Consider the following 24,068-nt stretch of genomic DNA (forward strand, 5'->3'; position numbering starts at 1 on the left):
TCCTTGGGCGGCCTCCTGGGCCCTGTTACTGCCTCCTGCGGACTGTGTTACTACCCCCTGGGGCCGGTAACTGCCCCTGGGACCGTTACCGTTGCTGCCCCTGCCGGCCGCCCTGATACGGCAGCGTCGTCCCCGGCAGGTTGTACTCGTCCCGCCGGCCGCACATCCCGAAGCCGCCGAGCCGGGTGGGCGCGGTCTCGTGGGCGGTGGCCTCGTCGAGATACGCCGGCTCGCCCGCCGCCAGCGCGTCGAGCTGGGCGCCCGTGCGTTCGGCGGTGGCCAGCGCGCCGGCCCGCCACAGCGCGCGCCAGGTCGGCGCCTTGGCGCGGACCAGCCGGGCGGCGGCGCGCTGGAACGCGGCGTACGGACCGGTGTCGCCGGCGACGAGGGCCTCCCGCAGGACGAGGTAGCCCTCTACGGCGAGGTCCCGGCGGCGCCTGGCCGCCGCCGCCGTCTCCTCTCCCGTGCCGGCCGGGAGGGTGGCCGCCGCCGCGTACGCCCCGGGGTCGGCGAGCACCTCGGGCGGGAAGGTGAAGACGGCGTCCCCGGCCTCCGGCAGTCCGCTGTTCTGCATCAGCACGGTGATCCGCAGATCGCCGCCCTGCACCATGCGGTGCACGGTGCCCGGCGTGAACCAGGCGACCGAGCCCGCCTCCAGGGGGATGTCCCGATAGCCGTCGGGGCTGAGTGTCTGCACCGCGCCCCGGCCGCCGGTGACGACGTACGCCTCGGTGCACACCAGGTGCAGATGCGGGCTGCCGCCGCACACACCGTCGGCCGCCTCCCAGTCGTAGGCGCTCAGGTGGGACAGGCCGACGGCGCCGGGCAGCGGGTGCGGAAGCGCCGGCTTCACCGATGCGGGTTCGTTGGCGGGTTCGTTGGCGGGTTCGTTGGCGGGTTCGTTCACCATGGCAGCCCCTGCAGGTGGGTGCCGACGCGGTCGCTGTCCCAGGCGCCGTCCGCGACGACGACCCGGTAGCGGTAGGCGAAGGACTCGCCGGGAGGCAGCTCGAACTCCTCGAAGAACGCCCAGGAGAACGAGACCGTCGGGAACGGCTCGGAGCGCACGAACCAGTGCGACTCGTGGACGGCGGACTTCTCGTCGAGGTTCTCGGGGGCGTGGGCGAAGACCAGGGTGGAGTGTCCGTCCACCTCGTCGTGCTCGGTGGTGACGGCGAGCCAGGGACTTTGGGAGCCCATCAACGCGCCCGGGTCGCTGTCCGCGTCGGTTCCCGGGGCGAGGACCGTGGCCCCGGTGAAGTCGCGTGGGCCGCGCCACTGCAGCCCGGTGTAGCCGGCCATCTCGCGGCCGGCGGTGGTCGGGGAGCCGAAGGAGAGCGGCTCGTCCCGGAGGTTGGTGAGCCGGATCGACCAGTCCAGCGCCCAGGCGCCGGCCTCCTCGTCGACCGAGTGGACCGCCAGGCCGCGCTCCTCGCGCGCCCACTCGGCGCCGCCGTTCTCCACCCAGGTCAGCTCCTCGGTGAAGGCGAGCCGGTCGTCTGCGACTGTGAACGCGGGGAAGCCGTCGTGCCGCATCGAGCCGATCCGCTCGGGCAGGGGAAGGTAGCCCTGCCCGTGGACGTAGCAGTTGCCGCCCCAGAAGTTCTGGCCGGACAGATGACTCGCGGTCATCTGCAGGCCCTTGTGCCAGCGGTGGTCGTTGGGGCGGTAGCCGGTGACCGTGTGTCCGGCGAGGGTACGCACCGGGTGGGCGTAGGGCTTGCGGGACTCGAAGGCGTGGGGATCGGGGCGGTAGACGTAGCGGAGGATCTCGGTGCCGTCCGCGGCCTCGACCGCGATGTGCTCGCCGTGGACGTGGCTGACGCGGATACTCATGCGCGCTCCTTGGGGGCCCAGTGGGGGTGGTCTCCGTGCATGGCCGGGTAGAAGGGGTCGCCGGGCCCGACCTCGCCCGCGTGCACCGGGCTGCCGGTGAACGCCGCCTTGTAGAGGGCGGCGGCGAACTCGAGGGTGGCCCGGGCCTCGGGTCCGCTGGTCGGCGGCCTGACACCGTTGTCGTACGCGTCGAGGAGCGCGCCGAGCTGGGCCGTGTGGGAGCTGGGCACGTCCGCGGCGGGGGTGCGCCAAGCCTTGGCGCGCTCGGCGGCGACGTGCCGGGCCGGGGTGTAGACCCAGTCCTCATTGCGGTGCCCGTAGAGGTGGGTGAGCTCGACGGTCGCGTCCGCGCAGTCGATGCGGATGCGGCTGACCTCGTCCGGGGAGAGCACGCTGTTGACGACGGTGGCCAGGGCGCCGTTCTCGAAGCGGACCAGGGCCGTGGAGACGTCCTCGCTCTCCGTGTCGTGGACCAGGCGCGCGGCCATCGCCCGGATCTCCACCCAGGGGCCGAGCAGGTGCAGCAGCAGGTCGAACTGGTGGATGCCGTGGCCCATCGTCGGGCCGCCGCCCTCGGTGGCCCACTTGCCGCGCCACGGTACTGCGTAGTAGGCGGCGTCGCGGTGCCAGGTGGTCTGGCAGTGCGCGACCCGGGGGGCGCCCAGCTCGCCGCTCGCGATCAGCTCACGGGCGTGGACGGCGCCGGAGCCGTAACGGTGCTGGAAGACCACGGACGCGTACGCGCCCGACGCTTCCTCGGCCGCCGCGATCTCGTCGTACTCGGCGAGCGACAGGCTCAGCGGCTTCTCGCACAGCACCCAGGCGCCCGCCTCCAGTGCCGCCACCGTCTGCTCACGGTGCAGCGAGGGCGGGGTGCCGATGAGGACCAGGTCGGGGCGCACGGCGTCCAGCATCGCGTCCATCGCCCGGTATCCGGCGACCTCGCCGCCCGCGAGTTCCCGGAACCGGTCGAGGCGGTCCTGGTCCACGTCGACCGCTGCGACCAGTTCCGTCCGGTCCGAGTGGGCTCTGAGCGCGGGCAGGTGGCTGCCGCTGACGATGGCACCGGTGCCGACCACGGCTACGCGGCGACGGGCTGGGAGCGGGGGCATGCGGTACTCCTCGGACGACTTGCGGGCAGACGCAGAAAGCGCTTGCTCCGAGCGAGCCTAGGGGCCGAGGAATGTCCGGACAACCCCCCTGGTGTGATGTTGGAGTGGGGCGCTCCCAGGGGAGCACTCCGGTGGCGGTGGATCACCTCGTGACGGGAGGGTGGCCCACCTCGTGACCCGGGAGGTGGCCCACCTCGTGACGGGAAGGCGGACCACCGCGTGCCAGGAAGGTGGCCCACGCGCTCATCCGGGTCAGGTCGCGTCTCCGTGGGTGACGCGGATCTTGGACTGGCCGTGGGGCAGTTCCTCCCAGTCGTCCATGAAGCGGGCCTGGAGGCCGTGGCGCTCGGCCAGGGCGACGAGGGTCGCCGTGCGGTAGTAGAAGTCCTCGCGCAGAACATGGTGTTCCTCGCCCTCCGTGCGGTCGAAGGTGAAGTCGAACCAGCCACCCGGGGCGAGCACCCGGCCTACATGGGCCAGGCACTCGTCGATGACCGGGAGCGGCGAGTGGGAGAAGACGCTGTGTGCGTGGATCACGTCGAAGTGGGCCTCGGGCAGGAACCGCAGAGTCAGGTCGCGGACCGGGGTCAGTGTGGGCAGCCGCTGCTGGAGGCCCATGTCCACGATGGTGTCCTGGGCGGCGACGAGGATGTCGGGCGAGATGTCGATGCCGTGGTAGTACCCGGGCTCCAGATGCCGGATGAACCGCCAGCCGCCCCGCAGGTTGCCGCATCCGATCTCCAGCATGCGGTGCTCGGGCCGCAGACCGTGGCCGACCAGGTAGTCGAACTGCATCGCCCCGAGCGCGAGCCACCGCTCCCGGTTGCGGCTGCCGACGGCGGCGTCCGGGTCGGTGCGGGTGTCGGAGCGCATCACGGCCCGGTAGTAGGAGACGTGGTCGGTGTGACGGCGGCGCAGCCACAGGTCCCGGGTGGCGCGGGCCAGGTGGCGGGGCACCCGGTCGGGGTGGCGCAGGGCGTAGCCGATGCGGTGGCCGACGGAGGCGCGGTTGACGGTGAGGTTCTTGCCGGGCATGTGGTGGTCCCCTGAGTTCTGAGTTTCTGCGGCGGTCTGAGCCGTTCCACCAGCCTCGGTGCGGAAACAGGGTGTCCGGCTCGGCCAACAGGCTTCGGTCCGCGAGCGGTTCGGAGGTCCCCCAGGTCAGCCGATCGGTTGATGCGATCCGGCGTCCGCCGCGCTAGACACGAAGCATGAACCACACCGATCCGGACGAGCGCTGGCTGGCCACGACCGTGGATGTCGCGTTCTTCCTGCTGCTCGGCTCCTCGTTCGCCCGCTTTCTGACCCGTGACCAGGGCGGGGCCCGCATCGGGTGGGTGGTGGCGCTGTTCGCGGTCTTCTGTCTGCTCCATGTCCTCGGGCGCTTCCTGGCTCCGGCGCCCCGCCCCGGCTCGCCTCCGACCACCCGCCATCTGGTCTGGCTGGGCTCGGTGTCCGGCGTCTGGGTCGTTCTCCTGGTCCTCGCGCCGAGCGCCACCTGGTGTGCGATGCCGTTGCTGTTCGCCGGGCTGCACGCGCTGCCGACCCGGCTGGCGGTGCCGCTCGCGGCGCTGCTCACCGCGCTGGTCGTCGTCTCCGAGGTGCGGGTGGCGGGCGGGGCGCTCAACCCGAACATGGTCGTGGCCCCGCCGGCCGTCGCCGCGGTCGCCACCGCCGTACTCGTCCATCTGCAGCGCCAAGGGGCCCGGCAGCGCGGCCTGATCGACGATCTGGTGCGCACCCGCCACGACCTCGCGGCCACCGAACGGCGGGCCGGTGTCCTGGCGGAACGCCAGCGGCTGGCCACCGAGATCCATGACACCGTCGCCCAGGGTCTGTCCAGCCAGGGGATGCTGCTCCAGGCCGCCGAGCGGGTCTGGCGGACGGACCCGGACACGGCCCGCGCCCACCTGCGGGACGCGGCCGAGATCACCTCCCGCAGTCTCGCGGAGGCTCGCCGGTTCGTGCACGACCTGGCACCGGCCGATCTCGCCGAGCACACGCTCCCGGGGGCGCTCGCCGCGCTCGCCGAGCGGGAAAGCGGTCCCGGTCTGACCGTGGAGTTCCGGCGTGACGGCGACCCGGGCAGACTGCCGGAACGGGTCGAGGCGGCCCTCCTGCGCATCGCCCAGGGGGCGCTGGCCAACGTCCGCGAACACGCGGCGGCGACCCGGGCCGCGGTGACCCTGACCTGCCTGGACGACCAGGTCTCGGTGGACGTCGCCGACAACGGACGCGGTTTCCACGCAACCTCCCCGGGCGGTACGGCCACCCCGAGCGGTACGGCCACCCCGAGTGGTACGGCCACCCCGGAGCGGGGACACGGGCTGCCGGCCATGCGTATCCGGGCCCGTCAGACGGGCGGCACACTCACCGTGGAGTCCGCCCCCGGCGAGGGCACGGTCGTCTCGGTCGCCGTCCCCCTGACGCCCTTGGCCTGCGCGCGTCCCTCCACAACCGCCAAGGAGCCCGTTTCGTGAGTACGCCGGTGCCCGCACCGCCCGCACCGCCCGTCCGGCTGTTGCTGTGCGACGACCACGCCGTGGTACGCGCCGGACTGCGCGCCCTGCTGTCCAGTGCCGAGGGCATCGACGTGGTCGGTGAGGCCGCCACCGGCGAGGAGGCGCTCGCTGCGGCCGCCCGGCTGCGCCCCGACGTCGTCCTGATGGACCTTCAGCTCGACGGCGGCATGGACGGCGTGACCGCCACCCGACACCTGACCGCGGACGGCGCGGCGGGCCCGCGGGTCCTGGTGCTCACCATGTTCGACACCGACGCCGACGTCACCCGTGCCATCGAGGCCGGCGCCATCGGCTATCTGCTCAAGGCCGAACAGCCGGAAGAACTGTTCACGGCGATCCACAACGCGGCCGCCGGCCGCACCGCGCTGTCCGCACCCGTCGCGGACCGGCTCCTGACCCGTCTGCGCAGCCCCCACCCCACCCTGTCCCCGCGCGAGCAGCAGATCCTCGAGCAGCTGGCCCGGGGCCTGGGCAACCGGGAGATCGCCCGTGCCCTGTTCATCAGCGAGGCGACGGTCAAGACCCATCTCGGCCGGATCTACGGCAAGCTGGGCGTGGAGACCCGGGCCGGAGCGGTGGCCGTCGCCAAGGAGAAGCGGCTGCTGGCCTGACAACTCCTGGCGATTCGAAGGGCGTTGACACGTCGGGCGATCGACATCACGGTGCGGATCCCCCGTCGACCCCGGAGCACGCCATGGCTCCGTCCTCAGCACCATGTTCCGAGGCACCCCGTTCCGAGGCACCCGTTCCGAGGCACCCGTTCCGAAGCACCACCGAAGCACCCACTGGAGCACCACCTTCCGAAGCACCACGACCCTGTTCCGAAGCCGAGTTGGCCGAGCGCGTCATCCGTTCCGAGGCGGTCCGGTCACCGGGCGGTCCTCCTTGAGGTCGTCGAAGAGTTTCCCGGCGCGGGCCGCGTCCCACTGCACGGCGCTGCCCTGGGGAGTGGTGAGGTTCGGGTTGGAGACAGGCACGTTGAGCTGTCTGCCCCCGTCGGTCACGTTGCGCATCGCCTGGAACAGCGACATGAGCTGGGGCAGTTCGGTGTCCTTGTCCACGACGAGCGTGTCGAGGCCGGCGGAGACCGCCGGGACGGACTTGGCCGGGTCGAGGAGCGTGCCCGGGGTGGTCGCCTTGGCGGCGAGGCCGGTCAGGAACTTCTGCTGGTTGCGGGTGCGGCCCAGGTCGCCCTGGGCCTCCTGCTTGCGCTGCCGGACGAACGCGAGGGCCTCGGCGCCGTCGAGGGTCTGGCAGCCCCGGGGCAGGTTCGCCCCCGAGGACTTGTCCTTGACGGGACGGTCGAGGCACAGGTCCACGCCGCCGACCGCGTCCACCACCCCGACGAACCCGGCGAAGCCGATCTCGGCGTAGTGGTCGATGTGCAGTCCGGTGTTGCGCTCGACGGTGCGGACGAGCAGCCCGGGGCCGCCCAGGGAGAAGGCGGCGTTCAGCTTGTTCGGCGCGGCCCGGTAGGTCCTGCCGGTGCCAGGATCGACGTACGGCGGCAGGGTCACCCACGAGTCGCGCGGGAGGCTCATCATCGTGGTGCCGCCGGCACCGGTGTGCAGCAGGATCATGGAGTCCGTGCGGCGGCCCTCGGCCGATCCGGTGTTCAGGTTTTTCCTGTCCTGCGGGGACAGTCCCTCGCGGCTGTCGGAGCCCACGACGAGGTAGTTGGTCCCCTTGCCCGGGGCGGCGCGGTCGGTGAGCGCGCCGAGATCCACCTCCTGGGCGAGCCGGTTGTCGGCCCACACGTACGTGCCGACGCCGGTGGCGAGCAGCGCGCTCAGCAGGAGCAGCGCCGCCCGCGCCGCCCGGCGCCGCCCGGAGCGGCGCGGACGGCGAACTCTGCTGCCGCGTTCGGGGCTGCTCTCCTCGCCGGTGCGGCTCTCCTGGCCGGTGCGGCCCGGCGGGGCAGAAGAGAGCATGCCGGGCAGCGGTGCCGTACGCGTCGAGGGCGGGGGCGCGTACGGCAGCGTCCGCCCTGTACTGACGTGTACGGGGCCGTTCGTACGGTCGTGCGGGGCGGTGCCCGCCGGGTGGTCGGTCCAGTCGTCCATCGGCCTGTCCAGCCCCTCGGAGCGTCGGGATCATCTCGTGGGCACGCTCTTGTACGGGGCGGGGTCACCGATCTGTTCAGCCGCGGTGCCGGAGCGCTTCATGCGCTGCCACTTCAGCCGGCTGCCGAGCAGCAGCGCGACCACGGACTGGATGACGACGAGGTACATCAGCTGCCGGTAGACGAAGATCTGCAGCGGCATCGACCACAGGGTCCGTCTCCGCTCGCCGTCCAACCGCAACGCGTAGGCGGCGCTGACCATTTGGACGGCGAAAAAGGCGAACCACACGCCGGCCGACCGCAGCGGGTCGAGGAACAGCACGCCGTACAGGGCGTAGACGTCGATGACCGGCGCCAGCAGCGGGAGGAGGACCTGGAAGAGCGCGAGGTAGGTCAGTCCGCGGCGGCCGAAGCGGCCGGCCGTGCCCACGCCCAGGACGGCGCCGCGGTGTTTGCCCATGGCCTGGATGGTGCCGTAGCACCAGCGGTAGCGCTGTCGCCACAACTGCCCGAGGGAGGTGGGCACTTCGGTCCAGGCGACGGCGGACTCCTCGTAGAGCACCCGCCAGCCCGCCCGCCACAGGGCCATCGTGAGGTCGGTGTCCTCAGCGAGGGTGTCGTCGCTGAGCCCGCCGACGCCGAGCAGGGCGTCGCGGCGGAAGGCGCCGATGGCGCCGGGGACGGTCGTCATGCACTCCAGGACCTCGAACATCCGCCGGTCGAGGTTGAAGCCGATGCAGTACTCCAGGTGCTGCCACTTCGCGAGCAGACCGCGTCGGTTGCCGACCTTGGTGTTGCCGCTGACCGCGCCGACGGCCGGATGCGCCAGTGGCTGCACCAGCCGGTGGATGGCGTCCGGTTCGAAGACGGTGTCGGCGTCGACCATGACGACGATGGCGTGCCGGGCCTGCGCCAGACCGGTGTTGAGGGCGGCGGCCTTGCCCCCGTTGGGCTGGCGGATCACCTCCACGCGCGAGTCGTCGATCTCGGCGGCGATCTCGGCCGTACGGTCCGTCGAGCCGTCGTCGATCACGATGATCTGCAGGTTCTGGTGGGTGGACTCCAGAAGCGAGTGCACCGTGGACGCGATGCCGGCCTCCTCGTTGTACGCCGGGACGAGCACCGTCACCGGTTCCGTCACCTCCCGCAGCCAGGGCGCGCCGGGCCGGAAACGTTCCAGTCGGCGGACATGGGCGCGGGCGAAGAGGCCGAGCAGCGCCAGGCGCAGTACGCCGAGGGCGCCCGCGATCCCGAGGACCCACGTCATGGCCTGCGAGAAGGCCCGGCCGAGTGCCGTGCCCCAGATCAGGGCGGTGCCCTGCCAGTGATCGACGGCGGACACCGGGGTGTACGGGGTGAGGCCGGCTCCGTCGGACACGGTGGTGAAGCGGTCGACGCTCCGGTCGCCGAGGAGCTTGCGTGTCTTCTGGTAGGCGGTCTCGGTCTGGCTGAACTGCCGGACCAGTCCCTGGGCCGGTGTGCGGGCGGTCTTGTCGGCGGTGACCAGGACATAGCCGCGGGCGGTGGCTTGTCGCGCCGCCTGCCACTCCCGGCCGCACAGTGTGTCCGGCGAGGTGGTGCGCGGCATCCGCAACAGCGTGGTGTGCAGGTTCACGGTGCCCGCCAACGCGGCCTGGGTCAGATTGAGTTCGGTGGCGAAGCGGGCGGGCGAGGCCTCACCGAGGACGGCTCCGGTGTACGTGTTCGAGCCGATCTCGTGGCCCTCGGCGCGGATCCGCCGGACCAGGTCCGGGTGGCGGGCGGCCTGGGCGCCGTAGAGGAAGAAGGTGGCGTGGGCGCGGTGGCTGCGCAGCAGGTCGAGCAGGCGCGGGGTCCACACCGGGTCGGGGCCGCCGTCGAAGGTGAGCGCGACGGTGCGGGCGGGCATGGAGGCGGTCCGGATCCCGGCGCGGTTGATGCCGATCACCGGGCCGTTTCCGGCGGCCACCGCGTCCGGGGCGGGTGAGGTGCAGGGGGAGCGGGTCTTCGCGGCGTCGACCTCGTGGTTGCTCCAGCCCTCGAAGAGCAGGGCCGCGAACATCGCGGGGAGGACGAGGATCAGCAACAGCCAGTGGCCGCGCGGATCGCGGGAGTGTTTGTGGCGGCCCCTCACGGAACATCGTCCCCCTTCCCGGGAGATGCCCCGCGAAGGGCCCGGGAGCCGTAGGACAGCGGGACGTTTCTTCTCCCGCCAGGAGCGACGGAGCGCGCGAGAGGGAGGGACGGCTTTTCCCACTGCCTGACGGGGCGTGTGTGGCACATGGGGCGCGAGTCTAGACGCGGTCTTGTCCTCGCGTGGCGTGATCGGCGAGGCTCACAGCAGACGCGGATCACCCGTTGCGGCAGACACCTTGACAGCGTGCGTGCTGTTTCGCGACGTTTGATCCTCGCCGAACATTTCGGCATTCCGGGGGGAGCGGTCGCGCATGCGCACCATGAGCAGACTGGACATCACGGTCCACAGAACCGGCGATCTGGACGCCTCGCTGCGCGGGGCCTGGCACCGGGCGATGGACGAGTCACCCGAGTACGCCAACCCCTTCCTCGCACCGGAGTTCGCGATCGGGGTCGGCAGACATCGCGGCGGGGCGCGGGTGGCAGTCCTGCGCGAGGGCGAAGACCCGGTGGGATTCCTCCCGTTCGAACGCAACGCCCTGGGGGTGGGCCGGGCCATCGGTCTGGGCCTTTCCGACTGTCAGGCCCTGGTGCACAGACCCGGGGTCACCTGGGACTCCGACGAACTGCTGCGGGCCTGCGGGCTGTCGATCTTCGAGTTCGATCACCTCGTCGAGGAACAGAAGCCGTTCGGCAGACATGTCACCGGGACCTTCGCCTCCCCGGTGATCGACCTGGAGCCCGGCGGCGGTGACTACGCGAAGTGGCTGCGCGGCACGTATCCGGGGCTGGCGAAGACGACCCTGAAGAAGGAGCGCCGCCTCGGGCGCGACCTGGGCGAGATGCGGTTCGTCTACGACGAGCGCGACCCGGAGGCGCTGCGCACCCTCATGCGGTGGAAGTCCGCCCAGTACCGCAGGACCGGACGGATGGACCGGTTCGCGCGGCCCTGGATCGTCGACCTGGTGAACCATCTCTTCCACGTCCGCGAGGAGCACTTCATGGGCGTGCTGTCCGTGCTGTACGCCGGTGACCGGCCGGTGTCCGCCCACTTCGGCCCGACGTCACGCACGGTGTTCGCGGCCTGGTTCACCGCGTACGACCCGGAGTTCCGCTACTACTCGCCCGGCCTGATCATGCATCTGCGGCTCGCCGAGGCGGCCGCCCGGGAGGGGGTGCGGCTCATGGACATGGGGCGCGGCGAGAAGGAGTACAAGGACTGGCTCAAGACCCGGGAACTGCGGGTGGGTGAGGGGTTCGCGAGCCGGACCCACCCGGTGGCGGCGGCGCACAAGCTGTGGCGCAGGCCGGTGCGCGGGCTGCGGAACACGGTCCTGGCCCATCCCACCCTGCGCGAGCCGGCCGACCGGCTGCTGAGGACGGTCGGCACGCTGCGTCCCTCGGCGCGACCCGACCCGGACCGGACCGCCTCCCCGGACCGACCGGGACCGGGCTGAAGACCGGACCGACCCAGAGCGGACCGAATTCCCGAATCAACCCATACCAGACTGAATTACCGGACCGACCCAGAGCGGACTGGATTCCCGGACCGACCCGGACCGGGCTGAACTGTCGGACCGCTGAGCGAGAACGTCGCCCTCCTGTGACCTGTGCCACGACTTGCCCCGGAGAGGTTTACGTCATTCCGAGTCGGTGAGGCGCTCGGGATGTCTCTCCGTGACACCACAACCGTCGCTCCCGGCGACTCCGGCACTGTCATTCCGGTAGGACCACCGTCGGAGCGCGGTACGACGCCTTCGGCCCGGCCCGCACCCGGGCCGGCGAAGCAGCGCGACGCGTTTTTCGACAACGCCAAGTACCTGACCATCGTGCTGGTCGCGGCGGGACACGCGTGGGAGCCGTTGAGGGACGGCAGCAGGGCGGCCGCCGCGCTCTACATGTTCGTCTACGCCTTCCACATGCCGGCGTTCATCATCGTCTCCGGCTATTTCTCCCGGAGTTTCGACGCCCGCCCGGAGCGGCTCAGGCGGCTGGTGACGCAACTGGTCGTGCCGTACGTGGTCTTCGAGACGGCGTACACCCTCTACACCCGCTGGACCGACAGCGCCCCCGACCGTCCGATCAGCCTGCTGGACCCGCTGTATCTGACCTGGTTCCTGGCGGCGTTGTTCATCTGGCGGCTGACCACCCCCCTCTGGCGGACCGTACGGTGGCCGCTCCCCCTCGCCCTCGCGATCGCCGCGCTGGCCACCCTGGCGCCGATCGGTGACGATCTCGCCCTGCAGCGCACCCTGCAGTTCCTGCCGTACTTCGTGCTGGGCCTGTGTCTGAAGCCGGAGCACTTCCGGCTGGTCCGCCGCCGTCGGGTACGTCTTCTGGCGGTACCGGTGTTCGCCGGCGCGCTCGGCGTGGCGTACTGGGCGGTGCCGCGGATGACCGCCGCCTGGTTCTTCCACGACGACAGCGCCGTGGAACTGGGCGCACCCGCCTGGTACGGGCCGGTGATGACGCTGGGGCTCTTCGCGGTCGCCCTGCTCCTGGTCGCCTGCTTCCTCTCCTGGGTGCCCGGCCGGCGCACCTGGTTCACCATGCTGGGCGCGGGCACGCTCTACGGCTATCTGCTGCACGGATTTGTGGCCCAGGGCGCCAAGTTCTGGGGCTGGTACGGGCCTGCCTGGGTCCACCGGCCGCTCGGCGAGATCACCGTCACCGTCGTGGCCGCCACGGTCGTGACCGTGCTGTGCACCCCGCCCGTACGGCGTGTCTTCCGGTTCGTGGTGGAACCGCGGACGGACTGGGCGTTCCGACGGACCGACGAGGCCCGTCACCCCGGTGTGACACCGGGGTGACGGGCCTCGTCCGGGCGTTCAGCAGCCGGTGGTCCAGATGTGGGAGTCGCCCCGGTCGTTCGCGCCGGCGTCGTAGCCGACCTCCTGACCGGGGGCCAGGCAGATGGTGACACCGCCGCCCTGCCACGCGCTGGCGTAGACCTTGACGTGGTCCTTGATGCCCGGGCCCGAGATGCCGTGGTTGGCCCACGAGCTGTCCTCGTCCGCGATGTTGCTCTCCCACCACCCGTCGTCGCCGGTCCAACCGACGGACAGGCCACCGAAGTTGGCGTCGGTGTAGGCACAGAAACTCCCGGAGGCACAGGGCGCGGCGGCCTGTGCGGTACCGGGCGCGACGGCCAGGGCGGCGCCGGCGGCGAGGAGGATGCCGGCCGCGGAGATGAAGGTCTTGCGCATGATGTCGATCCCTTTCGTGTGGTCCTGTGATCTCCGTGATCTCCGTGATCTCCGCCATCGCGGGTGATCTCGGTGATCTCGGTGATCTCGGTGATCTCGGTGAGTGAGTCGAGTGGCCCTCGGCCGGGCGCGCTCGCTCGGCCCGGTGGCCTGCCGGGTGATCGACCGGTCAGACTCCGGGAGTCCGGTGTGGTTGCGGGGAGACGGCTCAGAGGCCGTGCTGGACCGCGTAGCGCAGACCGTGCTCGCGCATCCGCCGGTGGTCGGCGATCTGGTCGGTGTACTCGGCGCGCAGTTCGGCCGCGTGGCGTTTCTCCAGGCGGGTGCCGGTGCCGGCGAGGTCCGTGCGCCGTACGCAGCGGGCCTCGGCCACGGCGTACCGCTGCTGCAGATCCGAGGCCTGCCGTCGGTCGAGATCGCGGGCGCGGCGCTGCCACACGCTGCGCAGTCCGGCCGGGTCCTCGGCCTTGTGCACCGGGGCGACGCAGCGCGCCCAGCGGGCGAGCACCGCCCGGTAGGCCGGATCCTGGGTCACCCGGTGGCGCGCGGCGGCCTCAAGGTTGTTCACCGCGACCTCGGTACGGAACCAGCGCGCCTGGTCGCCGTAGAGGACGCGCTGCGCCTGGGCGAGGCAGCCGTCACTGTTGGCTGTGACGACGAGTCCGGTGGCCGTCCGGGTGGACAGTTCACGGCGTCCACTGCCGAACATCGCGTCGGTCAGCCTCTGTTGCCGCTCTGCCGCCCGCCTGCCGGACTCCGTCCGGGGCTGCTGCTGTGTGCGCCGGGCGTCGGCTCCGTCACCGCGGGCGCCGCCACCGGTTTCCGGCACGCCGCCGAAGCCGTGCCGGGCGGCCCAGGCGGGGTCGTCGATCCCGTACGGGAACTGGCGCCGACCTGTGGCTTGCTGGGGCTGCACGGCACCGTCAGCGGTTTCGGTTCCGGACCCGGTTTCGGAACGGGTTTCGGATCCGGTCCCGGAACCGGTCTCGCTCCCGGTCCCCGATCCGCTCGGCACTGCGGGCAGCGCTACCTGACGCACCGTCAAACACCGCTGTACGAGCGCGGATTCGGCGTTCTTCAGCAGATCGCCCTGGACTCGGGCGGACCGCGGTACGGGTCGCGGCTCCCCCGCGTTGTTCCGGTCCGTGCCGTCGGCGCAGCCGCCCGCCATCGCCGCCACGCACATCGACAACGCCACCGTGGAAACGAACCTCGAAGCCCGCACCGTGGCCACCCCCTGCCTTCGTCCGGTCGTACGGACCCGGACCAGCCGCCTTCCGACTCCCCCGTCGGCTTGACTTCCATGAGAGAGGACAGCGGGGCGGTTGTGACCCTCGGACGTCATAGGGCGGGATCTTCGCCGTCCGGGCCGAAGTGACGGAAACCCTGAACGTTCGCCGGTGCTGGGTTAGCCTCTTCTTCCCTTGGCGCCGAACGAACGTACGGCGAACATCACTTCGGGAGATGCGTGTCAGAGCAGCGGCCGGTGCCACCGGGGTCCCCGACAAGCGAGACGGCCGCGCTGCGCCAGACCGGTGCCGCACCCCTGCACCGCGGCGACCCGGTCCGCATCGGACCCTATCTGCCGCTGGCGCTGCTCGGCAGCGGCGGCATGGGACGGGTCTACCTCGCCTGTCCCGCGGACGGCGGTCCAGGTCTGGTCGCGGTGAAGGTCATCAGGCCGGAGTACGCGGACGACTCCCAATTTCGGCGCCGGTTCGAACGGGAGGCGTCGGTGCACGCCCGGATCCGCACACCGCACACCCCGAGGTTGTGCGGCACGGGCTTCCAGGACGAACTGCTGTGGATGGCCACCGAGTACCTGCCGGGGCACGATCTGGCCGATGCCGTACGGGAGAACGGGCCCCTGGAGACGGCCGCGGTGTGGCGGCTGGTGGCGGAGCTGGGGCGGGCGCTGGCCGACCTGGCCGCAGCGGACATCGTGCACCGGGACCTCAAGCCGTCCAACGTGCTGCTGTGCGTCCACGGCGCGTACGTGATCGACTTCGGCCTCTCCAAGGCCGTGGACGCGAGCTCCCTCACCGGCACGGGCAACCGCGTGGGAACGCCGGCGTACATGTCGCCGGAGCACCTGAGGACGGGCACGTCGGACACGCGGTCCGATGTGTTCTCCCTGGCCGGGACCCTCGTCTACGCGGCGACCGGGCGTGCCCCGTTCGGCGACGGGTCGGGAGTGGACGTCATGCACCGCGTGGCGTTCGAGGAACCGAATCCGGAGCTCATCGGTGAGATCTCGGCGGCGGACCCGACGCTCGGTTCTCTGCTGTCCGCCTGCCTGGCCAAGGAGCCCGAGCGGCGGCCCGCTCCGCAGGAACTGATCGACGCGGCCGGGACGGACACCGGGACCGCCGGCTGGCCCGAGCCGCTGGCCGGCAGAACGCTGGCCAGGCAACGGGCGTTCGAGGTGCTCCGCCACCTCCCCGTCGAGCGGAAGGCTCGCTTACGAACCCCGGCCGACCCGGCGACGACGGTGCCACCGCACCTGGCCGGTCCTGCGAAGGCGGTTCCAGCGCACCTGGCCGGTCCTGCCGAAGCGGTGCCGTCGGCCCCGGCCGAGCGAACGGATCCGAGCCGCCCTGCGCCGGACCCGTCCGTCGGCACCTCGCCGGAGCCATTACGCACGGAGACGGAAGCAGGAACCCGCGCCCGGTCACGGAAGAAGCCGCTGCTGGCGGTCGCCGCGGGGGTCGTCCTCTTCGCGGTGGCCGCGGGGATCTTCGTGCTCGTTCCCCAGGACGCCCCCGCGACCGCCGGCTCCCCCGAGGCCGGTGCGTCGACCGCCGGCGGTGTGCCCGGCGGTACCGCCTCCCCGCCCACCACCTCCGGCGCCCCGGAACGGACCGTCGGGGCCGCCGAGAGTGCCGAGGGCGCCGCGAACACCGGCGGCGGCGCCGAGTCCCCCGAATCCTCCGGCTCCGCCGGAACGGGCCGCCGCGGCTCTCCCGCCGCCCCCTCCGCCCCCTCCGTGGAGCACAGCGCCTCCGCCGGCCCGGGCACCGCCACGAGCGGCTCTCCCCCCGAGCCGGGGACCCCGCCCTGGATCTCCGACTGCACGCACTACTCCGGCAACGGACGCACCCGCCAGGGGGACAGCGGCAAACGCGTGCTGCAGGTGCAGTGCATGCTCACCCGGCGCGGTTACAGCGTGGGGAGCACGGGGCCGGACGGTGAGTTCGGTCCCGGAACGGCGTCCGCGGTGCGGAGTTTCCAGAGCGCCAGGGGACTAGAAGCCGACGGCATCGTGGGCCACGACACCTGGACCGCGCTCCGCAGCACCGAGTGACCTGTCTCAGGAGCGCCGAGTGACCTGCCTCACGCGCGGGCTTCGTCGCCGCGCCGCAGTTCTCCCGGCCTCCCGAGGAACCGGTAGCGGCGCTCGGGCCGTCCCGTGGCCCCGTAGCGCAGGGACAGGTCCGCCCGCGGTGTCACTCGTCGTTCACCCAGCGCATGAGCCGTTGCAGCGGGTAGAAGCCGTCGTGGGAGAGGCCCGGCGGCATGCCGCCTGCTCTGCCGAGGGACACCACACGCTGCACCCCTGCGCAGGCGAGGGCGTCCCGCAGTTCCGCCTTGCGGGCGTCGGGATACACGCCGACCGTCTGGGTGGCGACCCCGGCGTGGCTGACGGCTTCGGACAGGGTGGTGACCGGGACGACGTCGACGATCTTTCCGTCCGGGTGGAAGTCCACCGGTTCCGGCGAGCGGATGACCAGGCCCCGGCCGTCGTAGCCGCCCCACACCCGGTACTCCGGCGCCAGGGAACGCAGAACGTCGATCTCCTCGCGGAGTTCCGCGGCGACCCGCGGGCCGCCGGCCGAGCTGAACTCCCTGGCCACTCCCAGCCGTTCGCACAGCAGGGCGGCATAGCGGTCGGCGTCCTCCCAGGAACCCTCGACGAACTGGAAGCGGCTGGCCACGCACGCCTGCTGGTTGAAGAACGTGGCGTCGGCGGCGCCCGCGTCGGCGGCCCGGGCGAGGGTCTGCGGGGACTCGAAGGCCTCGCGGCCGATCAGCGAGATGGACGTCTTGGGGTCGAAGGAGACGAGCTCGAACCCCGGGCCGACGTACCTCAGCGCGCCACGGATCGTGCTCTCGCCGCCCCAGGCGACCAGTTTGTCGAAGAACTGCGGCCGGAACAGGACGCTTTCCACCGTCTCGTCGCCGCCGCGCCAGTACACCGCGGAGAACGAGCGCACCACGGGATGGCCCGGGGCGACCGCGGCCATCGTGCGCAGGATCGCGGTCGCGGTGAACAGGTCGTTCGAGGGCAGCTTCAGCAGGTTGACGCCCTTGGTGAGGGCGCCGCGCACGACGGACATCGCCGCGACGCCGGGTGCGTTGCCGGCGATGATGTGCACCAGGCGCGGCGGGAACGCGCGGGTGGCCGCGATCCGGTCCTCGGGCAGCCGCACCTCGCGCCAGCCGTCGAGTACGTCCGCCCCGCCGAGTTCGTGGTCGATCTGGGCGTACAGGCCGGGCCGTTGGAAGCTGCGCCACAGCACGGCGTAGGCACGCTCCAGCACCTCAACCGGCAGCGGGCTGACCCGGGCCATTCGTTCCAGGGCTTCGGCGAGCAGGCCGTCGCGGTCCGCCCTGAGCGCCTCGCCGGTCTCCACCAGCAGGTCGACGATCTCCGCGACGGGCACCTGGAAGGCGGGGCCTGGTTCGGCGCGGGGCCACACCAGACGGTCCAGGTCGAGGGCCGGAGCGGTGAACACCGCGCCCGGCCGGCCGTGGGAGGTGGGCGAGCCGTGGTCGACCTCGCCGCGGACCACATGGACGACGGACACGGAGCCTGCCGCGGTGCCGTCGAGTGCCGTGCCGCTCATCAGTGGATCATCCCCCGCACATAGGAGTCGAGTGTCGCGGCGCAGGTGATCTTGTCGTCGCCGCCGAGGTCGCCGTAGCGCTGGATGTCCGGCAGGACCGTCGGTCCGGTGCGGCCGCAGTCGCACGTCGAGAAGTCCACGAAGACCCGGTCGCCGCTGATCAGCCCGCCCCAGCGGCCCTCCAGAGAGACGTCGAGGAAGGCGAACCGGCCCTCCACGACCCCGTGTTCGGGGTTCAGGAGCGTCTCGCCGAGTTCGTCGAGCACCAGCGGGACCACCCAGGGCGGCACGTGGTAGTTGCCCTTCTCGCAGGCGAGGCAGGAGCCCTGGAGCTCGGTCATGCCGTAGCTGCGTACGCGGCGTACCCCGTCGTAGAAGGCGGCGAACTGCTGCTGGTAGTCGTCGGGCAGGACACGGCCCTTGTTTCCGCCGCCGCTGAGCACCAGCGTGTCCGGGTGCAGGCTCCCGTCGGGTACACCGCGGGCGCGCAGGCCCTGGATCAGCGTGAACTGCTGGTTGTTCATCCCGGCGATCAGCAGCGGCTCGTCGCGGTGCGCGGCGATGTCGTCGACGATCCGGGCCACGGCCGCGCCCAGTTCCTGCTCGCGGGCCTCGGAGGCGGTCTCGAAGGAGCTGATCTCCTGCGGGGTCGCGGTGCCCTCCGCCGCCCGGCGGCGCAGCAGCGCGCTGCTCATCAGCTCGGACACCCGCATCGGGTCCTCGGTGAGCAGCCGGGTCCCGCCGGGTCGTGCGAAGACCTCGGCGTGCCATCGGAAGCCGTCGATGGAGCGCATCGGTCCGCTCGCGGGTGCGAGCAGATAACCGTGGCGGGTGGGTTTCGGCGGCAGGGGGTCGGGCCAGCACGTGAGGTGTTCCAGGATGTCGTGCAGGAAACTCAGGTCGCCGGCATCGCAGTTGAGGAAGGAGACCTTCCCCGAGGTGCCGCTGGTGATGTAGGGGCGGTGACCGGCGGCGGCGATGCGGTCGGTCCACTCGTCGATGTCGGCGACGCCGTCCATGTCGACGTCGTCCGGTTCGACCGCCGACACGGTCGTGTACCAGCGCAGGAGCCGGTCCCATCGGCCGGCGGTGATGAGGGAGACGGGGTACGACTTGTAGCTCGTGTGCGAGAAGAGCAGCGGCACGAGGTCGTCGAGGCCGGTGACCTCGTCGACGCCGGTGTCCTCCGCCCGGGTGCGCAACAGCGGGATGCGCTCGCGATGGGCGGCGAACGCCTCCCGCGCGGCCTCCAGCTGCAGCTCCCGTAGAGCGTCGGCGGGTTGGTCGAAGGTGTCACCGGACCGGACCAGGGATCGGATCTGCTCGCGTGCGCTTGCCACGGCATTCACCTCAGTGGGTTGCATACGTCAGTGGGTTGCATACTCAGTCGGTTGCGCACGGCAGTCGGTTGCGCACGGCAGTCGGTTGCGCACGGCAGTCGGTTGCATACGTCAGTCGGTTGCATACGTCAGTCGGTTGCATACGTCAGTCGGTTACATACGTTGTCTTCTCCGCCGCGTGCGTGGGGTCCGCCGCGAGGTACGACGACTCGATCGCGTCCAGATTCGCGCGCAGTTCCTTCGGGGTGCCGGTCATGGTGACGCGGCCGCGGTGCAGGACGTACACGCGGTCCGCGATGTCCAGCACCTTGCGCACATGCTGTTCGACCAGCAGTGCGCCCAGGCCCGCGTCCGCCGCGTCCCGCACGGCACGCAGGAGGCGGTCGACCACGAGCGGGGCGAGACCGAGGGACAGTTCGTCCGCCAGGAGCAGCCTGGGGGCGCGGCACAGCGCGCGGGCCAGCGACAGCATCTGCTGCTCGCCGCCGGAGAGCATGCCCGCGCCGGTCCTCAGGCGTTTTTCGAGTTCGGGGAAGAGTCCCAGGGCCTGCTTCGTCGTCACCCGGCCCACCCGTAGGTTGTCGGCGGTGTCGAGCCGGGTGAAGACCGCCCGCTCACCGACGTACGCCAGGCCCTGGCGGGCACGGCGGTGCAGCGGTGCGCGGCCGGGCTCGCCCAGCCAGCGGACCTCGCCGCGCATCGGGGCCAGGCCGCCGGAGAGCGCCCGGAGGGTGGTGGTCTTGCCCGCGCCGTTGGGGCCGAGCAGGGCGACGACCTCGCCGGGACGGACCTCCAGGTCGAGGTCGCGTACGACGGGTTGGCTGCCGTATCCGGCGGACAGGGAGCGTGCTTCGATCAGGGGTGCGTCGGTGTCGGGCACGGGGCCGCTCCTCAGCCGGACGACGTGGCCGTCAGGACCTTGCGGACGTCGACGAAGGTCGATCCGGGCTTCAGCCAGTCGATCTTCCCGTCGCGGATGGTCAGCTCGGTGGCGGTGGTGTTGTGGATACGGTCGAGGCCCTTGATCGGCAGGGCTGTGGACGCCTTCCAGTTCAGCGGCGGGGTCAGGCCGCCGGTGTCGATGCCCGCAGTGGTGTCGAGCTCCTGCACCAGCGCCTTCGCCGTGATCGTCGGGAGCTTCTTGGCGGCCTCGGTGAAGACCTTGAAGGCCACCCAGGTCGTGGCGTTGGCTCCGTTGGTGGGGTCGATGTCCTTGTCGCCCTTGGTTGCCGCGAGGAAGTCCTTCCAGGCGGCGTCCGTCGTCGGCGGGTAGTAGCCGGTGATCGCGGCGCCCTCCAGGGGGCTGCCGCTGCCGCCGGTGCTCTCGGCGAGTTGCGGGGTGAGGTTCCCGACGACGCTGCCGAGCTTCGTCTTGGCGCCGGACTGCACGTACGACTTCACGAACAGGCCCGAGGCGGTGCCCATGATGACGCTCACGCAGTCGCTGCCCTTGGTCGCGGCGGCGACCTGCGGAGCGAGGTCGGTGGCGGTGAGCGGCACCTTGATGTCCTTGGGCGCCGCTCCTCCGGCCGAGACCGCGCCGAGGGTGAGGAACTGCGAGACGACGGCGGCGGCGGCCACGTCGTAGCGCACGCCGGAGATCTTCTTGCAGCCGCTCTGCACCAGCTGCCGGCCATGGGCCGCGAACACCACCGGGGTACCGCCGTTGACCGGGAACGACAGCGGGTTGGAGAACTCCGCCGCCGAGACGCCGGTGCCGCCGAGGTACGGGATGCCGGCCTTCTGCAGGATCGGCATGTAGCGGTCACCTGCGAGGCTGTACGAACCCACCACCGCGACCACCTTCTCGGCGACCGCCTGCTGGGCGCACTTCTCGGCCTCGTCGGGGTTGTTCTTCTCGTTGCAGGTGAGGACCTTCAGCGGGCCGCCCTTGATGCCGCCGTTGGCGTTGATCCACTTCTCGTACGCCTGGGCGGTGAGCCGGACCCCGGGCTGGGCGCTGCCCTGGGTGTCCTCCGGCGTCCAGACCATCACCTTGACCGGTGCGCCCTTCAGCGAGGAGGTCTCGGCCGAACTGCCGGACGCCTCTCCCCCGCACCCTGCCGCGAGCAGGACTCCGGTCACCGCGAGACAGCTCGCAGCGGTGGTTCTGCGCCGTCGTGAGTCGTTCATGGTTCCTCCGCTGAGCTCGTCATCGAGATGGCGAACAGCATGGGGTGCGTTTTCGAGTTAGTGAAGTACTCTCGGCACAATTATTTAAATGAATGTGCTGTCTCGCCTCGCTCTGGGAGGTTCCCCGATGGACGACATCCTGCGGTTCGCGCTGCTCGGCCTGGGGCTGGGAGCGCTCTACGCGCTCACCGCGCACGGCATCGTGCTGGTCTACCGGGGCTCCGGCGTCCTGAACTTCGCGCACGGCGCGGTCGGCATGGCCGGCGCCTACGTCCAGTGGGAGCTCTCCGTCCAGCACGGCGTGCCGTACTGGCCCGCCACCGCCTGCGGTGTACTCACCTCGGCGGCGCTGGGCGTCCTCACCCACCTGCTGGTGCTCCGTCCGCTGCGCCGGGCGTCCTCGCTGGCCCGTCTGGTGGGCACCCTGGCGGTGTTCATCGTGCTCACCGCGATCGCCGTCAAACGGTACGGCGACAGCCTGCAGCTGGTGCCGGGCAAGCTGCCCACCAAGCTGCTGACGATCGCCGGGGCGACGGTCTCCGAGGACCGCGTGTGGCTGCTCGGCATCGCGCTCGGGGTGACCGCGGTCCTCCATCTCCTCTACCGGCGCACCCTGTTCGGCCTGGGCACCACCGCGGTCGCCGAGAACGAGGGCGTCGCCGCCTCCCTCGGCTGGTCCCCGGACCTCATCGCCACCGGCAACTGGGCACTGGGTTCGGCACTCGCGGGGCTGACGGCCATCCTGATCGTGCCGGTCATCGGTCTGTCGGTGACCGGGCTGACCACCCTCCTGCTGAGCGCGCTGGCCGCCGCCCTGGTCGGCAGCTTCTCGTCGTTCCCGATCACCCTGGCGGGCGGCCTGGTCATCGGGGTCGTGCAGTCGGAGCTGACCCGCTTCGGCACCGGCGTCACCGGGCTCGCCTCGTCGGTCCCGTTCCTCTTCATCGCCCTGGTGCTGGTCGCACGCGGCCGGGCGCTCCCGCTGCGCGGCACGTTCCTGGACCGGCTGCCCGCCCTGGGCACCGGACGGGTGCGCCCCGTACCGCTGGCCGTCGCGGTCGTGGTCGGGCTGGTACTGGTCAGCGTCTCCACCCCGCTGTGGGCCGACGCGATCACCACCACCCTGGTCCTCTCGCTGATCATCCTGTCGATCACCGTGGTCACCGGCTATGCGGGGCAGGTCTCCCTCGCGGCCTACGCCCTCGCCGGGACCGGCGCCTTCATCGCCGGGCACGCGGCGGCCGACTGGGGCTGGCCGTTCGAACTCGCCCTGGTGGCAGGCGTGCTGGGCACGGTACCGATCGGCCTGCTGTTCGCGCTGCCGGCAGTCCGCACCCGCGGCGTCAACCTCGCGATCATCACGCTCGGCCTCGGCACCACGCTGGAGGCCATGGTCTTCCAGAACACCGATCTGTCCACCACCGCCGGCAGCGACGGCATCGCCGTGGGCAAGCAGACCCTCTTCGGGATCGGCATCTCCGGAGTCGACCATCCGCAGCGGTACGCCTCCGTCGTGCTCGTGCTGTTCGTCGCCGCCGCGCTCGTGGTCGCCAACGTCCGGCGCAGCCGAACCGGCCGCCGCCTCATCGCCGTCCGGGCGAACGAGCGGGCCGCCGCCGCGCTCGGTATCGACGTCCGCGCGGCCAAGCTCTACGCCTTCGGCCTGTCCGCGGCCATCGCCGCGCTCGCCGGCGTGCTCACCGGCTTCCGCTCGACCTCGGTGGTCTTCTCCGACTTCGCCAGCTTCGACTCCATCACCGCGCTCGGACTCGCCGTCATCGGCGGCGTCGGCTTCCTCGTCGGCCCGCTGTTCGGCGCGACCTTCGCCGCGGGCACTGTGGGTGCCCGCTTCGGGGACCTGGTGCTGCCCGGGCTGAGCGAGTGGATGCCGCTGATCGGCGGGATCATCCTGGTGCTGACGCTGGTGGGCAACCAGGACGGTATCGCCGAGGAACTCGGCAGACAGGCGGCGGGCGTCCGGCGCAGGCTGTCCCCGAAGCGGGCGCCGACCGTCCGCACCGACGAGGGCGAGGACGTGCCCGCAGCCGTCCCGGAAGTGACCCGCGCCGCGCCCCTCTCCCTCCACGTGCGGGACCTCGCCGTCCGCTACGGCGGTGTCGTCGCCGTCGAGGGACTCTCGCTGGACGTGGAGCCGGGCCGGGTCGTGGGGCTGATCGGACCCAACGGCGCCGGCAAGACCTCCGCCATCGACGCGGTCACCGGCTTCACCCGGGCCGCGTCCGGCAGCGTGCGCCTCGGTGACCGGGACGCGACCCGGATGCCGGTGCACCGACGGGCGGCGGCCGGTCTCAGCCGGTCCTTCCAGTCGCTGGAGCTGTTCGAGGACATGACCGTCCTGGACAACCTGTACGCGGCCTGCGACCGGCCCGGCCGGTGGGCCCGCCTCACCGACCTGGTCCGTCCCGGCAGCCGCCCGCTCCCCGCCCATGCACTCGTCGCGGTACGGGAGTTCGGTCTCCAGGACAGTCTGTACCGGGCGGTGGGCGACCTGTCGTACGGCGAGCGGCGGCTGCTGGCCATCGCCCGTGCGGTGGCGGCCTCGCCGTCCGTGCTGCTCCTCGACGAACCGGCGGCGGGGCTGTCGGACGAGGAGACGCGGGAACTGGCCCATCTGGTACGGCGGCTCGCCGAGGACTGGGGCATGGGGGTGCTGCTCGTCGAGCATGACGTCGACATGGTCATGAGCGTCTGCGACCAGGTGGTCGTCCTGGACTTCGGGCGGCGGATCTGCGCCGGTACACCGGAAGAGGTGCGGAGCGACCCGGCGGTCCGGGCGGCCTACCTGGGCGACCTGGAGCCGGAGGCGCTGGCCTGACCGGCCGCCGCACACCGGGACGGCGGAAAGCCGGAGGCGCTGTCCTCAAGCGCCTCCGG

Annotated in this window: 18 protein-coding genes; 6 read left to right on the forward strand and 12 right to left on the reverse strand. The window is 71.7% G+C overall.

Translation table 11 applies throughout. The annotated features are described in order from the left end of the window. Positions 1-85: 85 nt before the first annotated feature. From M2271_RS02815 to M2271_RS02830, 4 genes are all read right to left on the reverse strand, one after another. Positions 86-910, reverse strand: a complete 825-nt coding sequence (locus M2271_RS02815; RefSeq protein WP_280885447.1) for a cupin — start codon at positions 908-910, stop codon at positions 86-88. Continuing rightward, the gene (locus tag M2271_RS02820; RefSeq protein WP_280885448.1) at positions 904-1,836 is read right to left on the reverse strand and encodes a PmoA family protein; all 933 of its coding nucleotides are present in this window, start codon (positions 1,834-1,836) and stop codon (positions 904-906) included. Before M2271_RS02820 ends, M2271_RS02815 begins: the two co-directional genes overlap by 7 nt. Beyond that, a complete protein-coding gene (locus tag M2271_RS02825) occupies positions 1,833-2,948 on the reverse strand; it encodes a Gfo/Idh/MocA family oxidoreductase (protein WP_280885449.1) in 1,116 nt (371 codons plus the stop codon). The genes M2271_RS02820 and M2271_RS02825 overlap by 4 nt, the downstream gene beginning before the upstream one ends. Before the next feature lie 252 nt (positions 2,949-3,200). Next, the gene (locus M2271_RS02830) at positions 3,201-3,983 is read right to left on the reverse strand and encodes a class I SAM-dependent methyltransferase (RefSeq protein ID WP_280885450.1); all 783 of its coding nucleotides are present in this window, start codon (positions 3,981-3,983) and stop codon (positions 3,201-3,203) included. A 176-nt stretch (positions 3,984-4,159) separates the two neighbouring features. On the opposite strand from M2271_RS02830, the gene M2271_RS02835 reads away from it, so the two are divergent. Beyond that, positions 4,160-5,428: a sensor histidine kinase gene (locus tag M2271_RS02835; RefSeq protein WP_280885451.1), complete on the forward strand. Its 1,269-nt coding sequence runs from the start codon at positions 4,160-4,162 to the stop codon at positions 5,426-5,428. Beyond that, positions 5,425-6,081, forward strand: a complete 657-nt coding sequence (locus M2271_RS02840; protein ID WP_280885452.1) for a response regulator transcription factor — start codon at positions 5,425-5,427, stop codon at positions 6,079-6,081. The genes M2271_RS02835 and M2271_RS02840 overlap by 4 nt, the downstream gene beginning before the upstream one ends. Before the next feature lie 234 nt (positions 6,082-6,315). Here the strand turns inward: M2271_RS02840 and M2271_RS02845 are convergent, their stop codons facing one another. Further along, complete coding sequence (locus M2271_RS02845) at positions 6,316-7,533, reverse strand: LCP family protein (protein WP_280885453.1); 1,218 nt, start codon at positions 7,531-7,533, stop codon at positions 6,316-6,318. A 30-nt stretch (positions 7,534-7,563) separates the two neighbouring features. Then, positions 7,564-9,645 (reverse strand): glycosyltransferase, encoded by a 2,082-nt coding sequence (locus tag M2271_RS02850; protein ID WP_280885454.1) that lies wholly within the window; start codon positions 9,643-9,645, stop codon positions 7,564-7,566. Between the two features lie 313 nt (positions 9,646-9,958). On the opposite strand from M2271_RS02850, the gene M2271_RS02855 reads away from it, so the two are divergent. Continuing rightward, entirely contained in the window at positions 9,959-11,104 is a 1,146-nt protein-coding gene (locus M2271_RS02855) for a GNAT family N-acetyltransferase (protein ID WP_280885455.1), read from the forward strand. Positions 11,105-11,314: 210 nt separating this feature from the next. Continuing rightward, positions 11,315-12,457, forward strand: a complete 1,143-nt coding sequence (locus M2271_RS02860; protein ID WP_280885456.1) for an acyltransferase family protein — start codon at positions 11,315-11,317, stop codon at positions 12,455-12,457. A gap of 18 nt (positions 12,458-12,475) precedes the next feature. On the opposite strand, the gene M2271_RS02865 is transcribed toward M2271_RS02860, so the two are convergent. After that, a complete protein-coding gene (locus M2271_RS02865) occupies positions 12,476-12,853 on the reverse strand; it encodes a peptidase inhibitor family I36 protein (RefSeq protein WP_280885457.1) in 378 nt (125 codons plus the stop codon). Positions 12,854-13,061: 208 nt separating this feature from the next. Beyond that, on the reverse strand, positions 13,062-13,769 hold the full coding sequence (locus M2271_RS02870; protein WP_280885458.1) for a hypothetical protein: 708 nt from the start codon (positions 13,767-13,769) through the stop codon (positions 13,062-13,064). 552 nt (positions 13,770-14,321) lie between these two features. Here M2271_RS02870 and M2271_RS02875 point away from each other — a divergent pair. Then, complete coding sequence (locus M2271_RS02875; protein ID WP_280885459.1) at positions 14,322-16,157, forward strand: protein kinase; 1,836 nt, start codon at positions 14,322-14,324, stop codon at positions 16,155-16,157. Positions 16,158-16,299: 142 nt separating this feature from the next. Here the strand turns inward: M2271_RS02875 and M2271_RS02880 are convergent, their stop codons facing one another. From M2271_RS02880 to M2271_RS02895, 4 genes are all read right to left on the reverse strand, one after another. After that, positions 16,300-17,700 (reverse strand): acyl-CoA reductase, encoded by a 1,401-nt coding sequence (locus M2271_RS02880; protein WP_280885460.1) that lies wholly within the window; start codon positions 17,698-17,700, stop codon positions 16,300-16,302. Further along, a complete protein-coding gene (locus M2271_RS02885; protein ID WP_280885461.1) occupies positions 17,700-19,040 on the reverse strand; it encodes a hypothetical protein in 1,341 nt (446 codons plus the stop codon). Before M2271_RS02885 ends, M2271_RS02880 begins: the two co-directional genes overlap by 1 nt. A gap of 145 nt (positions 19,041-19,185) precedes the next feature. Then, positions 19,186-19,920, reverse strand: coding sequence for an ABC transporter ATP-binding protein (locus M2271_RS02890; protein WP_280885462.1), 735 nt, complete (start codon positions 19,918-19,920; stop codon positions 19,186-19,188). Positions 19,921-19,931: 11 nt separating this feature from the next. Continuing rightward, entirely contained in the window at positions 19,932-21,173 is a 1,242-nt protein-coding gene (locus M2271_RS02895; protein WP_280885463.1) for an ABC transporter substrate-binding protein, read from the reverse strand. An 88-nt stretch (positions 21,174-21,261) separates the two neighbouring features. Here M2271_RS02895 and M2271_RS02900 point away from each other — a divergent pair, with 88 nt between their 5' ends. Beyond that, entirely contained in the window at positions 21,262-24,009 is a 2,748-nt protein-coding gene (locus M2271_RS02900; RefSeq protein WP_280885464.1) for a branched-chain amino acid ABC transporter permease/ATP-binding protein, read from the forward strand. The last annotated feature ends 59 nt before the right edge of the window (positions 24,010-24,068 follow it).

The organism is Streptomyces sp. LBL (assembly GCF_029893585.1).
Lineage (GTDB): Bacteria > Actinomycetota > Actinomycetes > Streptomycetales > Streptomycetaceae > Streptomyces.